The 14,070-nt window shown below is 49.1% G+C and carries 12 protein-coding genes, 1 riboswitch and 1 other annotated feature; of the genes, 9 read left to right on the top strand and 3 right to left on the bottom strand.

Annotated elements, in window-relative coordinates:
- Nucleotides 1-10: 10 nt before the first annotated feature.
- Nucleotides 11-1,213, bottom strand: coding sequence for an MFS transporter (locus tag ACZ481_RS00970; protein WP_464768343.1), 1,203 nt, complete (start codon nucleotides 1,211-1,213; stop codon nucleotides 11-13).
- 212 nt (nucleotides 1,214-1,425) lie between these two features.
- A riboswitch (cyclic di-GMP riboswitch) is annotated at nucleotides 1,426-1,508 on the top strand.
- A 131-nt stretch (nucleotides 1,509-1,639) separates the two neighbouring features.
- On the opposite strand from ACZ481_RS00970, the gene ACZ481_RS00965 reads away from it, so the two are divergent.
- Nucleotides 1,640-2,710, top strand: coding sequence for an HD-GYP domain-containing protein (locus ACZ481_RS00965; RefSeq protein WP_464768342.1), 1,071 nt, complete (start codon nucleotides 1,640-1,642; stop codon nucleotides 2,708-2,710).
- A gap of 52 nt (nucleotides 2,711-2,762) precedes the next feature.
- On the opposite strand, the gene ACZ481_RS00960 is transcribed toward ACZ481_RS00965, so the two are convergent.
- Entirely contained in the window at nucleotides 2,763-3,302 is a 540-nt protein-coding gene (locus tag ACZ481_RS00960; RefSeq protein WP_464768341.1) for a peroxiredoxin, read from the bottom strand.
- A 315-nt stretch (nucleotides 3,303-3,617) separates the two neighbouring features.
- Between ACZ481_RS00960 and ACZ481_RS00955 the strand changes: the two genes are divergently transcribed.
- On the top strand, nucleotides 3,618-4,079 hold the full coding sequence (locus tag ACZ481_RS00955; RefSeq protein ID WP_464768340.1) for a redoxin domain-containing protein: 462 nt from the start codon (nucleotides 3,618-3,620) through the stop codon (nucleotides 4,077-4,079).
- A gap of 70 nt (nucleotides 4,080-4,149) precedes the next feature.
- On the opposite strand, the gene ACZ481_RS00950 is transcribed toward ACZ481_RS00955, so the two are convergent.
- Nucleotides 4,150-5,550, bottom strand: coding sequence for a sodium:solute symporter family protein (locus ACZ481_RS00950; protein ID WP_464768339.1), 1,401 nt, complete (start codon nucleotides 5,548-5,550; stop codon nucleotides 4,150-4,152).
- Nucleotides 5,551-5,691: 141 nt separating this feature from the next.
- Nucleotides 5,692-5,900, bottom strand: a binding site (T-box leader).
- A 337-nt stretch (nucleotides 5,901-6,237) separates the two neighbouring features.
- Between ACZ481_RS00950 and uxuA the strand changes: the two genes are divergently transcribed.
- From uxuA to ACZ481_RS00915, 7 genes are all read left to right on the top strand, one after another.
- Entirely contained in the window at nucleotides 6,238-7,308 is a 1,071-nt protein-coding gene (gene uxuA / locus ACZ481_RS00945) for a mannonate dehydratase (RefSeq protein WP_464770551.1), read from the top strand.
- Nucleotides 7,309-7,480: 172 nt separating this feature from the next.
- Entirely contained in the window at nucleotides 7,481-8,518 is a 1,038-nt protein-coding gene (locus tag ACZ481_RS00940; protein ID WP_464768338.1) for a TRAP transporter substrate-binding protein, read from the top strand.
- Between the two features lie 31 nt (nucleotides 8,519-8,549).
- Complete coding sequence (locus tag ACZ481_RS00935; RefSeq protein ID WP_464768337.1) at nucleotides 8,550-9,098, top strand: TRAP transporter small permease; 549 nt, start codon at nucleotides 8,550-8,552, stop codon at nucleotides 9,096-9,098.
- Nucleotides 9,098-10,378, top strand: a complete 1,281-nt coding sequence (locus ACZ481_RS00930) for a TRAP transporter large permease (RefSeq protein WP_464768336.1) — start codon at nucleotides 9,098-9,100, stop codon at nucleotides 10,376-10,378. Before ACZ481_RS00935 ends, ACZ481_RS00930 begins: the two co-directional genes overlap by 1 nt.
- Before the next feature lie 28 nt (nucleotides 10,379-10,406).
- Nucleotides 10,407-11,426 carry a zinc-binding alcohol dehydrogenase family protein gene (locus ACZ481_RS00925; RefSeq protein ID WP_464768335.1) on the top strand — a complete coding sequence of 340 codons (1,020 nt, stop codon included), beginning with the start codon at nucleotides 10,407-10,409 and terminating at the stop codon, nucleotides 11,424-11,426.
- 193 nt (nucleotides 11,427-11,619) lie between these two features.
- Entirely contained in the window at nucleotides 11,620-12,342 is a 723-nt protein-coding gene (locus ACZ481_RS00920) for a GntR family transcriptional regulator (RefSeq protein WP_464768334.1), read from the top strand.
- Between the two features lie 90 nt (nucleotides 12,343-12,432).
- A complete protein-coding gene (locus tag ACZ481_RS00915) occupies nucleotides 12,433-14,055 on the top strand; it encodes a mannitol dehydrogenase family protein (protein WP_464768333.1) in 1,623 nt (540 codons plus the stop codon).
- Nucleotides 14,056-14,070: the final 15 nt, after the last annotated feature.

Genomic DNA, 14,070 nt, shown 5'->3' with positions numbered 1-14,070 from the left:
CACCCTCCTGTCATTTCCCTGCAGTTGCTGCATGGTTCTGTTTATTAATGTAATAATAACTGTAAGACACCAGAAATACAAACATTACCCCGGTTGAATATATATATAGCGAAGCATAGCCGGTAGCGCCGGCCAGCAGCCCCAGCAGGATAGCGCCTCCGCCGGCACCAATATCCAATACATTATAGAAGGTCGCGCTGGCAGCACTGCGCCGGCCGGCCGGAACCAGATTCAATATCCAGGTTTGCAGTGCCGGGAAAAGAGCGCCTACACCAAAACCATAGAAAACAGAAGCCGCTAAGATGGCGGTCAGCGTGGTGGCGCTGGTAAGAATGGCAAGGCCTGCTAAAAATAAAACTGCCCCCGGCAAAATGACCCAAACAGGCCCTTTACGGTCAAAGATCTTTCCGGTCACAGTACGGGACAGGCACATACAGAACGTGCCCAGCAGAAAAAAGTAGCCGGGGTTTTCTATATTAACCGCTTTCGCAAATACCGCAATAAAAGTAAGCACACTGCCGTAACAAATGCCAAACAGCATGGTAAGAAACGCCGGTAAGCGAGTCCCGCTCACCATAAACCGGTCCCAGAAAGGCCGGCTTATGTCTGTCTGTACATCACCTGCTACTGTAACTGCCGGCACAGAACAAAAGGATACCCCCAGCAGCGCGTGCACCTGACATAAGGCCGACACAAGAAAAACAGCACCGAAGCCGTAACTATTCATCAACCAGATTCCGGCCGCAGGTGCTACAGCCATTGCCATGGTTGTGCCCAAACCAAAATACCCCATGCCCTCGCCGCAGCGGGAAGCAGGAATAATGTCGGCAGCAAGGGTAGCGTAAAAAGTAGTGGCAATGCCAAAGCCAAGCCCGTGAACAATACGGATTGCCAGCAGTCCGCCCGCCGAAGTCCAGAGATAATAACCGGCCACTGATAAAAAAGAAATAATAATGCCAATAAAGAGGCAATACTTTTTGCCAAATTTCTCAATCCCCCAATCGGTAAACAGGCGAATGAAGATTGCCGAAAACACAAAAACACCGGTTATCAGGCCAACCTGGCTGCTGGTGCCGCCCAACACGGTAACATAGAGCGGTATAACCGGAATTAACAATTGAAATCCCGCAAAAAACAAACTATTGGTAAAAAATAAAATTAAAAAATCTTTGGTCCATAACGCTTTCTTTACTGGCTGCAAATTAGTTTTCATCGCTGCTTTGACTCCTTGAAAAAAACATACTATTGACTGTGTGAACTCCTAATACTTAACTAGTTAAGTATTATTTCATAATAGTACGCACTATCTTATCTGTCAATAGACAAAATAAACATAACAATATGCTTATTTTGTCGAAATAATTAATTTCTTGACAAAAATAAGAATAAAAGTAATAATATATACAGTAATCAATTTACAAAAAAGAGAATAGATGGCAAACTTACCGAAAGATAAGGACGCAAAGCTATGGGTCTAAGGATATGTCTATGACTGCCAGGTTGCAATTGCATTGTAATTATTATTAAGGCATCAGTCTGTCCGTAGACTGATGCCATTTTAGTTTATCTTGGAAATACCGTTATAATTGCCTAAGAAGATTCTAGCTTTAAATACATTATAAATAAAGCGAGGCACTATATGCAGAAAGTTTCCATCACCAATCTGGCAGAAGGAATGACTACCTACACACGCCTATGTGCCGCAGACGGCCGGGTATTGTTAGGCAGCCGCATTCGTCTAACCGCAAGCTACATCAAAAAAATTCAGAGCTTCGGCGTTTTAAACTTATTCGTAACCAATCCGATTATTGAGCGGATTGGTTTAATCTATGAAGAAACGCTGCCGGAAGATAAGCGAACCGAAGCGATCAAAATCCTGAAAGCTGCTTTCGATAATGCCAAAGAGGGTAAGCTCATCGATGTGCACAGCATTTATATTATGGCCAGAACTATTATTGAGACCATTAGCAGCAATCAGCTCATACGGCTGGATACCACCGTCACCGCGGACGACTACGTGTATAGCCACTGTATAAATGTAGCCGCACTGGCTGCCGTTATCGCCAGTGACCTGGAATATAATTCAGCCAAAATGCAGGAACTGGTGATGGGAGCCTTATTGCATGATATTGGCAAAGTGCTGGACAATGGCAGTGTCAGTGAGGAAGACCATCCGCGCCAAGGCTTCGAGTATGCCCGGAAACTCCGCGATTATTCCATTGTCGCCAGCCATGTCATCTTCCAGCATCATGAAAAGGTCGACGGCACAGGTTATCCGCGCGGCCTCAGTGGTGATCAGCTGCATGAGTATGCCCGCATTACAGCCGTAGCCGACGCTTATGACACTATCGTCTCTGATTTCCAAAAAGCTCCGGCTCTTTTGCCCCATCAGGCTTATGAGGCAATTATGTCGATGAGCGGAACCTACCTGGACAAGGAAATTGCCGATATATTCTTAGCCAAAGCCCCCTTATATCCGCTGGGAACCTTTGTGGTGCTTGACAGCGGCTTTATCGGCGTGGTCACTGAAGCCAGGCCAAAACTGCAGGCCCGGCCAACAGTAACGGTTATCACCGATGCCCAGGGCAAATTCCGGGATGAATGGCTGGAGGTCGAACTGACAAAGAATTTAACGAGTTTTATTAATTACGTCCTGTCAGAGAAAGAAGTCATTAAGCTGACAAAACGCTACGAAAAACAGGTCCTCTAACCGCAAAATAACGGTAAGAGGACCTGCAAATTATCAGTTAATATGTATATAATTAAAGGGTTTTATCGCCGGGATGCCAGTCAATAGGGCATAGACCGCCGGTTTGCAGGGCACTCAGAACCCGCACCACCTCTTCCACGCTGCGGCCCACGTTCAAATCGCTGATAACCTGATAACGGAGTATACCATCAGGATCAATGATAAACAAACCTCTGAGGGCAATCCCTTCCTCTTCAATAAGAACACCATAATCACGGGCCACCTGTTTGGTTATATCCGATGCCAGCGGATAGTTAAGCTGGCCGCCCAGGCCGCCGTCGCCCCGCCCAGCCTTGATCCAGGCCCGGTGTGAGTATACACTGTCAGTGCTCACGCCAAGCACCGAAGCTCCCAGGCTTTCAAATTCAGCCAGCCTGGAGTTAAACCCCAGAATTTCGGTCGGACAAACAAAAGTAAAATCAAGCGGATAAAAAAATAACACCAGCCACTTTCCCTGAAAATCCTCCAGCCTGGCAACCTGGTCAAGGGTCTCCATATTACTGGTAGTTGTCATCGCAAAACCGGGTGCTTTTTGACCAACTTTAACAGACATACATTCATCACACCTTTCATTGATAATATTTCTCACTTAAATAATATTATTATTTGCTAATTTTGTCAACTCTTTCTGCAAATATTTTAACCGGAAAGCAAGCGGTACATACAGGTATGCCGACAGCCGGGGAAAACTGCGGCCTGTATGGCTGGCTTTAGCAACAAAAATCTGCCGGTTGCGCAGGAAAATTCAGGTTATCCTAGAATTACATCCTTAGGCTTATATAATGATTGCCCGCATATCGTTAAGGAAATACTATAAGGCAGTGATTAAAGCGCTGGTTTATTAATCTAATCCATAGGAGGTAAAACCATGAAACAGATTGCCGCAGGTGATTATGCGCCCGACTTTGTACTTAAGGATAATCGTGGTCAGGATGTGAAGTTATCCGACTACCGGGGAAAAAAGGTATTGTTGTCCTGGCATCCTCTCGCCTGGACTAAGGTCTGTGCCGAACAAATGAAATCACTGGAAGCGAATTATGAGGAAATGGAAAAATTCAATACCGTTCCTTTAGGATTAAGCGTTGATGCGTACCCCAGCAAGAATGCCTGGGCTAAAGAACTGGCAATTACCCGGACCAAGCTGCCGGCCGACTTCTGGCCCCACGGCCAGGTTGCCCAGGCCTACGGGCTGTTCCGTGACGGCGAGGGCTTCTCCGAACGGGCCAATGTTCTCATTGATGAGACCGGGAAGGTTCTGTGGGTAAAAATATACCCCATTCCCGAACTGCCGGATATTAAGGAAGTAATGGCCGAGATCAGACGTAATTAAACGCTCGCAGGCGTGCAAAGCAGACCTGGATTTTTGATCCGGGTCTGCTTTTGTGTTACTCCGGTAGAGCTTATGCACACTCTGTGCGGGCTATTGGTTTGGGGTCAAGCAAATAGGTGAGGAAGAAGGTAGCCAGGCAAGCAAGCCATTCCAGATAGATGACATGGGGCAATATCCGGATGGCAGGGGTTGTTTGCCACAATACCAGCACAACTGCCCCGGTCAGGATTGTATAAAAAGCGGAATTCCGGCGGCAGAGCGCCGGTGCAAACAGGGTGAACAAGACAATGACGCTAAAAGCCGCGGTAAGGCTGAGCCCAATCATCAGGGTACTGATAATGCCGCTGATGGTCATCGCCAGGGTCAGAGTAAGCAAACCAAGGGCCACTACCGCCACTTTGGTGGTAACAAGGAAGCTTTGCTCGCTGGCCCCGGGGTTGATAAATTTCTTGTAAATGTCCTGGGAAAACAAGGTTGCCGAACTCAAGAGCAGGTTACAGGCTGTTGATACATCAGCCGCCCAGAGTGCGGCCAGGGTAATACCGGCCAGCACAGGATCCAAAGACATAATCGTCATCGGCAGGGCCAGGGCGGGACTGACATCAGGGAACATCGACTTGGCAATAACCCCCATTAAGGCGCTGACAAAACCAATGGGCAGCATCATCAATCCGCCGATGATAAAGCCCCGCTGCGCGGTTTTTACATCCTTGGCCCCCAATGATATCTGAATGATGCTCTGCAGCGAAAGGTTGACTGTAACCAGGACCACAATCCAGCTAATGATGCCAATGATGCCCACCCCGTCGAACAAATCCAGATACGGTGCATTAGCAGGCAGGTTGGCCTGGATATTGGCCATACCGCCGGCATGGCTTACGCCGACAATTGTGGCCAGGATGATGCCGATATATTTCAGACTGACATTTAAAAGATTGGATAAACTGGCTGACCACATCCCGCCCATCGCGGTAATGCCGATAAATACAACAGCGCTCGTCAGCATCCCCGAGGTCAGGGTAAATACCTCAGGCATTAACGCGCAAAGAATACTGCCGCCGGCAATATACTGGAGCGACATGACAACAAGCTGAATGAGGATCTGGCAGGTAATCCCGGCAATCATGCCTTTCTTATCATAATAACGCCCTAACAGCTCAGGGATTGTTGTGATATTGAGCTCACGATACCTTCTGGCAACCAGCAGCCCCATGGCAATCGCCCCCAGGCCCCAGGCGGTTGTATACCAGCCGGCGGAAAGCCCGACCTTGTAAGCTTGCTCGGCAACCCCAATCGTTGACGCGCCACCTACGGCCAGGCCGACAATGGATACAGTAATAAGCGGGGTGGTAAGCTGCCGGCCTGCAAGCACATAGTTTGCCGCACTGCCGGTAGACCGCCGTTTAGCATAATAGCTGATCAGAAACAGTAATACAATATACAGACAGACAATGATAAAAGGAATATTCATAGTAACCTCCTGTGATATAGCATCTTTGTTATTTTCCTCTATGCCGGCTATAGAAGAAAAAAATCGCCCCCCTGTGAAGAGGGACGATAATTACCGTGGTACCACCCAGTTAAGATCCTTAAAAATAAAAACAGGCAGCACCGAAGGGGCGAAAAGCCGCGGTACCACCCTGTTTATAAATCATAAGATCTACTTTAATGTCTGTAACGTAGACAACACGGCCCAGCCTACTACCTCTTCAGCCTGCGGTTCGGGAAGGAACTTCATTAAGTATCTCCAGCTGGTTCACACCACCCACCAGCTCTCTGTATGGAAAAGACATAATTACTTTTTTCCGTCATCACTATATTGGATATTTTATTATTAACATGATTATACTCAGCCAGCGTACGAATGTCAATATGATATTCTCGTCAATTGACAGAACTATAATAAAGCAGGCAGACATCGGCACTGTTTGTTATGCCGCCGGCGCTAATCAGGCTGCAGGTATAAACTATGCTTGGCCGGCCCTGTGTATTGCATTGCTTGTTTTCAAAATTTTTGCGCATTCTATTTACACTAGTATGGTAGTATGGTAATATTCAATTAAGCCTGATTTACCAAAAAAATTGTTACTGAACCTATGTTATATTCAGTCAGGTTTTGGCATGAAAAACGGCATACAGGGAGGAATTTCATGTGTTAATGTCTTTTCGCTGGTATGGCGGCCAGCTGGATACGATCCCGCTTAGCTATATCAAACAAATACCGGGAATGAAAAATGTAGTTAGCGCGATCTACCATATCCCGGTAGGGGAAGTGTGGCCGTATGAAGACATACTGGCTATCAAAAACAAGATTGAAGCTGCCGGGCTTATGTTTAAAACGGTGGAAAGTGTAAATGTCCATGAGGACATTAAACTGGGACTGCCAACCAGAGACCGCTACATAAAAAACTATTGTACGACTCTTAACAATCTGGCTAAAGCCGGGATTGAGGTTGTCTGCTACAATTTTATGCCTGTTTTTGACTGGATGCGCACTGATCTGGCTAAAGTCCTGCCTGATGGTTCGACGGCTTTGTCCTATGATGAAAAAATTCTCAAAGGCTTACAACCGGAGGTTCTGGCCGGGGAAATGGAAAAGGGCGCTAACGGCTTCGAACTGCCCGGCTGGGAAAAAGAAAGACTTGCTGAAGTCAAAAAACTCTTCGAACTATATAAAAAGATAACAGAAGAAACGCTGCTGGCTAATCTTAAATATTTTTTAGAGGGAATTATTCCCACCGCCGAAACGTGCGGTATAAAAATGGCCATTCACCCGGATGATCCGCCCTGGCCGGTATTCGGCCTGCCCCGTATCGTCATTTCCCGCGCGCATCTGGAGCGCATTCTGCGTTTAGTTGACAGCCCGGCTAACGGCCTGGCGCTGTGCAGCGGCTCGCTGGGAGCCAACCGCGAAAACGATATTGTGGAGATTTTTCATCATTTCAGCAAAATCAAGCGGCTTCATTTTGCCCATGTCCGCAATATTAAAATTCACGAACCGGGTGTTTTCGACGAAACCGCTCATAAAGCGGACGATGCTTCACTTGATATGTACGGTATTATGAAAGCGCTGTACGATACAGGCTTTACCGGCCCCCTGCGCTCTGACCACGGGCGGATGATCTGGGGCGAAGACGGCAGGCCCGGCTATGGTTTGTACGACCGCGCGCTGGGAGCCCTGTATCTACAGGGGTTATGGGATGCCATTGAGCGCTGCGGCAATACCTAATCAGTAATAGGCAAAACCCAACGAACAGCCTGGCGCCAACCGGCCCGGGCAGGGAAGGAGGGGTCAACGCGCAAGGCGGCAATGCCGCGGAAAGGGGGGCATGGTGCACAAGCTAGGAACCTGGCTTACAGGCGCTGATAATGGGATTATAAGGTTAGGAGGCTAAGAATTTATGAATAAAAAATTTAATCAACTTAGCAAGATACTGCTGGCAGGGGCTTTAGGTACGCTGTTATTGACAGGCTGCGGCGGGTCGGGCCCCAAAGGCACTGAGGCCACCAGCAAAAATCCGGTGGTAATCCGGGTTGGCTCCACGCTGGCGTCAACCCATCCGGCAACGGTTGCTCTGACCAAAACATTTAAACCGCTGGTTGAGGAAGGGTCCAACGGAGCATTAAAAGTCGAGGTTTACGAAGGCGGCACCCTGGGCGGGGAAAAAGAACTGTATGACAGTGTGCGCAACGGCAATCTGCAAATGTGCGCTGTTGGTACAGTCATGTGGAATGAAGTAGCGAAAATGTCAATTCCCGACTGGCCATTCCTGTTCCGCGATCTTGACCACGCCCGCGCCGTTTACACCGGTAAAATCGGCGAGGAAATGGCGGCAGTTGTTGAGAAAATTGCAAAAGTGCATTTTCTGGGATGGTATCCGAACGGAGTGCGCGTATTCAGCAGCAATCGCACGCTTGCCAGCCTGGACGATTTTAAAGGCTTACGCCTGAGAATGCCTAATAATCCTATCCATATTCAGGTTGGCAGCCTCCTGGGGGCGAATGTTACCCCCATGCCGATGGGTGAGGTATTTACGGCGCTGGAGCAAAAGGTTGTGGACGGCCAGGATAATCCTCTTTCCACCTTTCGCAATGAAGGCTGGTATGAGGTGCAGAGCGATATTTTTGAATCCAATCATATGATCACAACAATTGAACTGCTGGCCAGCAATAAATTATACAGTTCCTTAAGCCGGGAACAGGTTGAGCTGATCGAGAAGGCCGCGCTCAAAGCCTCGCAGGAGGCCTGGGATTCCTATGCCCAAAGTATTACCGATGACAAGAAATTCCTGCAAGAGCACGGCATTAAGATTACCACGCCTAACGACGCGACCCGTCAGCAGCTGATCACGCTGATGCAGCCTGTTTATGAAAAGCTTTATCAAAAATATGATTGGGCCGAAGATATGGTGCGGAGAATCAGAGACGTAAAAAATTAGATAACCGGGGAAGCGATTAGGAGGAATGGTTATGTCCCGTGCTCTGGCTAAGCTGTTTAAGATTGTGGAAATACTCATGGCAACCATGCTGGGATTGATGATACTGCTGGTATTTATGAATGTTATTTTGCGGTATTTCTTCAATTCCAGCATTACCTGGTCAGAGGAAATGGCACGGTATTTGTTCGTTTGGATTATTTATATCGGTGCTATCGGCGCCATGCGCGACAACACTCACCTGGGTGTTGACACCGTTATCCGCCGCCTGCCGCCAGTTTTCCAGAAAACCGGCTATCTCTGCGGGCAAGTGCTGATTCTGCTGTTGATGATATTGCTTTTCCAGGGCAGTTGGGAGCTTACCCTGCTCAATGTTGACAGCAAGGCTTCTGCAACCAATATTCCGCTTACCCTGATCTATGGAATTGGGTTGATAACCAGCTTTTGCATTGCCGTCAATGTGCTTAGCAACGGTTATAAAGCACTGTTTATACCCGGCGCGCTGAAGCTGCTGCTTCCAATGCACGAGTCTGAAGAAGACATGCTGGTGGAAACAACGCAGGCAGAGGAGGAAAAATCATAATGTCCATGTTCATTTTCTTAGTCTCACTCTGTGCTGCCATGGCCATTGGCGTGCCGATCGCCTTTTCCTTGCTGTTCAGCGGCGTTTGTCTTATGTTTTATCTTGATGTGTTCGATGCTCAGATTATTGCGCAAAATCTCATGCTTGGCGCCGATAGCTTCGCCATGATGGCAATACCCTTTTTCGTTATGGCCGGAGATTTAATGAACCGCGGCGGCCTTACCCAGCGTATTGTCGACGCCGCCCTGGCCCTGGTGGGCCACATTCGCGGCGGCCTTGGCTATGTTGCGATTTTAGCTATTGTTATGTTTGCCAGCCTGGTTGGCTCTGCAGTGGCCAGCACGGCGGCCCTGGGAGCTATTCTCATACCTATGATGGTAAATGCCGGCTATGACCGCAACCGCTCCACCGCCTTGGTGGCAGCCGGCAATATTGTTTCTCCAATTATGCCGCCGAGTGTGCCGATGATCATCTTTGGCGTAACCGCAGGCGTTTCCATCAGCAAACTGTTCCTCTCCGGCATCATGCCCGGCTTGTATATTTCCGTGGCACTGGCCGCAACCTGGGCCTGGATTGCCCGCAAAGACAAGGTGCGGGTTCTGCCCCGGAAAAGCTGCCGGGAAATGCTCCAGGCAGTAAGTAAGGCGCTCTGGGCACTGCTCATGCCGGTGCTGATTGTGGTGGGGATGCGCGGCGGTATTTTCACCCCCACTGAAGCCGGAGTGGTTGCCGTGGCTTATGCTTTATTTGTCGGCACCTTTGTTTACCGGTCTCTTACGTTCCGGGATGTATTCGAGTGCCTTGCCTCTTCAGCCAAAATGACCAGTGTGATTATGTTTCTGGCCGCAGCGGCCATGGTTTCTTCCTGGCTGATGACAATCGGCAATATTCCCGGTCTGGTTGCCGAGATTTTAGAGCCGTTTATGCACAGTCCGATTGTGCTCATGTTAATCATTAATCTTGTTGTGATCTTGGTGGGAACAGCCATGGATGTGACGCCTACCATCCTTATTCTTACACCGGTACTAATGCCGCTTGTGCGCCAGGCAGGCATCGATCCGGTCTACTTTGGGCTTATATTTGTTATCAACAATGTGATCGGCCTGCTTACACCACCGGTGGGAACAGTGCTTAATGTAGCCTGCGGGGCCGGCAAAATCAGCATGGAAGCCATTGTCAAGGCCATCATTCCCTTTTTTCTTGTGGAGTGCGTCCTGCTGCTGCTGCTGATTTTGTATCCACCGCTGGTTATTGCCCCCCTGAACTGGCTGACACGATAAACACAGCACCCGGGAGGAGAAAAATCGCATGAAGCAATTAGTAACCACAAAACCATTAGCCCTTGTAATGTGCGACGTACCGCAACCGACACTGCAGAATCCCGGCGATGTCCTGATAAAAATAAAGGCCGCCGGTATCTGCGGCTCTGATGTCCATATTTATCATGGAACCTCACCGGTTGCCACTTACCCGCGCGTTATGGGCCATGAGGTGGTCGGGGTAGTGGCAGAAACCGGACCCGGTGTCAGCCGGGTAAAGACCGGCGACCATGTCATTATTGACCAGGTCATCAACTGCGGTCATTGTTACCCCTGCAGCATCGGGCGCCCTAATGTCTGCTGCCATCTTAACGTTCGCGGTGTCCACGTCGATGGCGGCTACCGCGAGTATATGGTGGCGGATCAGGCAGCCCTGCACCTGCTGCCGCCAGAGCTGCCGTTTGCCGATGCCATTATGATTGAACCGCTGAGCATTGCTTTTCAGGCTAAAGCACGGGCCCAGATTACTGCCGATGATACAGTGCTGATCTTAGGAGCCGGGGCACTGGGAAAAAGTTTAATCAAGGCAATTCAGCTGACCGGCGCCACAATAATTGTGGCTGACATCATGGCGGAACGGCTGAACGAAGCCCGCAAACTGGGTGCCCATCATGCCGTCAATGCCAGTACGCAGGATATGATCGCCGCGGTTCGCCGGCTGACCGGCGGTTATGGCCCTACTGTTTCAATTGACGGTGCCGGTGTGGCCGACTCTTTAGCCCAGCTGGCTGAGGTTACCTGTAACGCAGGCCGGGTGATCACCATGGCCTTCCTGGATCAGCCGTCGCCGGTCGCCCAGTTAAAAATAACGGCCAAGGAACTGGATATCCGCGGCTCCCGTTTACAATGCCATAAATTTGAAGAGGTCATTGCCGCCTACCGCAACCAACAACTGGACTTTGGCGGCTTGGTGTCTCATGCCCTCCCGTTTGCAGATGCCCAAAAAGCCTTTGACATGATTGACGCCAAGGACCCGGCCGTGAGAAAGATTGTCCTTGTTTTTGACTAAGCGCTGTCCGGCGCCGGCCTACGTCATTATGCCGTGAATTCAGTTATGCGTTACAGCTCCACGTCAAATATACACAGCGGCCCTGTACGTGTGATACTCGCAGCAAGGCCGGGCCATGTAGATAACTCTGTTTACGCACTCAGAAGACTATGATACCATGTAAGAAAAACATAGAAAGGAGTTAAGTGAGAACTTGCGCATAATTGAACGATTTCCGCAGGAATCAGCCAGAGAGTATGTATACCGATTACTAAAAGGAAATATAGTTAATTTAACGCTGCCACCGGGACAAAGTATTTCCGAACAGGAGATCGCAGACTATTTGCAGGTGAGCCGTACTCCTGTACGTGAGGCATTTATCAAGCTGTCCCAGGAAAACTTGCTGGATATTGTACCGCAGAAAGGAACTTATGTTTCTCTTATCGACCCAGATCAGGTCGAAGAATCAAAATTTGCCAGAGAAACACTGGAACGGGAAATTATTCAGGAGGCCTGCCGGTCTTTCCCCGGCGAGGCTCTGTTTGAGCTGCAGTCCAATGTTACCCTCCAGGAATTATGTATCAATGAAAAAAATTATCTTAAATTTTTCGAGCTTGACGAAAGCATGCATGGTACCATTTTTAAAGGTTGTAAAAAAGCGCGGATCTGGTTTATGCTGCAGCAAATGAATGCCCACTATAACCGGGTCAGAATGCTCAATTTAGCAGTGGGTTATGACTGGGGCCAATTGATTCAGCAGCATAAAACCCTGCTGCAGGCCATCAGAGAGAAAGATGCCCTGCTGGCAAAGGCCACAATTGACATACATTTGAATAAGGTCGTCGTTGACCTCGCTTATCTGCGCCAGCAATATGAGTACTATTTCCTGCCGCTAAAGACCGTTTCCGTAAATATAACCGGCCGTTCAAAACCTTAATCTGCCCACCGGCAGACGCTGATCGTCGATTCACCGCCTGAACCTGAAATACCAAGAAACCGGATACTAACGGAGGCGAGGAAGCTTAATATGGTAAGTTTACATAGCAGTTCGATAAAAAATAACACCGCCTGGGCCCAGGCCGGCATAGAAAGTATAACATTTGATTATGACCGGATGCTCGCTCAAACCCGGGAAAATCCGGCCTGGATACATTTTGGCGCCGGCAATATCTTCCGCGGTTTTATTGCCGCATTGCAGCAAACGCTGCTGCAGGCCGGCCAAAGCCAAACCGGAATCGTTGCCGTCGAAACCTATGATACCGAAATAATAAAAAAAATTTATGACCCGTATGACAATCTGGGGTTACTGGCAATTATGAATGCCGACGGCAGCCTGGAGAAAAAGCTTATTGCCAGTATCAGTGAAAGTTTAGTTGGCGATCCGGCCGCGGCAGGGGACTGGCAGCGCCTTAAAACCATATTTGCCCAACCCTCCTTGCAAATCGCCAGTTTTACCATCACGGAAAAAGGCTATAATCTGAAGGCTGGTGGCGACACATATGCCGCAGACGTTCTGGCCGACATGGGCAGCGGACCGGAGCAGCCGCAAAGCGTTATGGCTAAAGTTACTGCCCTGGCTTACATACGCTACCGCAGCGGGGCGCTGCCGCTTGCCTTCGTCAGTATGGATAATTGCTCTCACAATGGCGACAGGCTGCACAACGCCATGGCGGCAATTGCCGGCAAATGGGTAGAAAACGGGCGGGCGGAAGCAGGGTTCCTTACCTATCTGAACAACCCGGAAATAGTAGCTTTTCCCTGGAGTATGATTGATAAAATCACCCCCCGGCCGGCAGCAAGCGTGCAGAAAACCCTGCAGGAAGCGGGTTTTAGCAGCACAGAAATTATCTGCACAGGCAAAAACACCTTTATTGCGCCGTTTGTCAATGCGGAAAAGCCTGAATATCTGGTTATTGAAGACAAATTCCCCAATGGCCGCCCGCCCTTGGAGCAGGCCGGGGTATTTTTTACCGACAGACAAACCGTTGACCTTGTTGAAAAAATGAAAGTATGCACGTGCTTAAACCCCTTGCATACGGCATTAGCCATTTTTGGCTGCCTGTTGGGATATACTTTGATTGCCGATGAAATGAAAGATCCGCAACTGAAAAAATTAGTGGAAAAAATCGGCTATCAGGAAGGCCTGCCGGTAGTGATGAAGCCCGGGATTATGGACCCGGAGGCCTTTCTCCGGGAGGTCATTGAAGTAAGATTGCCTAATCCGTATATCCCTGATACGCCGCAGCGCATTGCTACAGACACCTCGCAGAAGGTAGGCGTGCGGTTTGGTGAAACAATCAAAGCCTATAGCCGGAATCCGGCTTTAGATCCCCGGCAGCTTACCTGCATACCGCTTGTCATTGCCGGCTGGTGCCGTTATCTGCTGGGAGTTGACGACCAGGGCCGGACCATGAGTTTAAGTCCTGATCCTTTGCTGGCTGGCTTAACGGCGGCCGTTGCCGGTATCAGGCTAGGTGAAAACCCCAATGCCGGCCACGCTTTGCGCCCTATTCTCGCCAGAGCGGACTTGTTTGGCCTGAACCTGTATGAAACAGGGTTAGGGGACAAAATTGAACATTACTTTGTAGAAATGACAGCCGGTGCCGGCGCAGTAAGATCGGTACTGCAAAAATATTTGCAGGCCGATTAACTGCCTCACCTGAAC

Source organism: Sporomusa intestinalis, from assembly GCF_055383785.1.
The sequence above is the reverse complement of the archived record's forward strand: the minus strand, read 5'-3'. Positions and strand labels throughout refer to the sequence as shown.

What these genes read in the sequence shown, in the direction of transcription:
- ACZ481_RS00970 (WP_464768343.1), bottom strand. Translation starts at nt 1,213, where the DNA reads ATGAAAACTAATTTGCAGCCAGTAAAGAAAGCGTTATGGACCAAAGAT.
- ACZ481_RS00965 (WP_464768342.1), top strand. Translation starts at nt 1,640, where the DNA reads ATGCAGAAAGTTTCCATCACCAATCTGGCAGAAGGAATGACTACCTAC.
- ACZ481_RS00960 (WP_464768341.1), bottom strand. Translation starts at nt 3,302, where the DNA reads ATGTCTGTTAAAGTTGGTCAAAAAGCACCCGGTTTTGCGATGACAACT.
- ACZ481_RS00955 (WP_464768340.1), top strand. Translation starts at nt 3,618, where the DNA reads ATGAAACAGATTGCCGCAGGTGATTATGCGCCCGACTTTGTACTTAAG.
- ACZ481_RS00950 (WP_464768339.1), bottom strand. Translation starts at nt 5,550, where the DNA reads ATGAATATTCCTTTTATCATTGTCTGTCTGTATATTGTATTACTGTTT.
- uxuA (WP_464770551.1), top strand. Translation starts at nt 6,238, where the DNA reads ATGTCTTTTCGCTGGTATGGCGGCCAGCTGGATACGATCCCGCTTAGC.
- ACZ481_RS00940 (WP_464768338.1), top strand. Translation starts at nt 7,481, where the DNA reads ATGAATAAAAAATTTAATCAACTTAGCAAGATACTGCTGGCAGGGGCT.
- ACZ481_RS00935 (WP_464768337.1), top strand. Translation starts at nt 8,550, where the DNA reads ATGTCCCGTGCTCTGGCTAAGCTGTTTAAGATTGTGGAAATACTCATG.
- ACZ481_RS00930 (WP_464768336.1), top strand. Translation starts at nt 9,098, where the DNA reads ATGTCCATGTTCATTTTCTTAGTCTCACTCTGTGCTGCCATGGCCATT.
- ACZ481_RS00925 (WP_464768335.1), top strand. Translation starts at nt 10,407, where the DNA reads ATGAAGCAATTAGTAACCACAAAACCATTAGCCCTTGTAATGTGCGAC.
- ACZ481_RS00915 (WP_464768333.1), top strand. Translation starts at nt 12,433, where the DNA reads ATGGTAAGTTTACATAGCAGTTCGATAAAAAATAACACCGCCTGGGCC.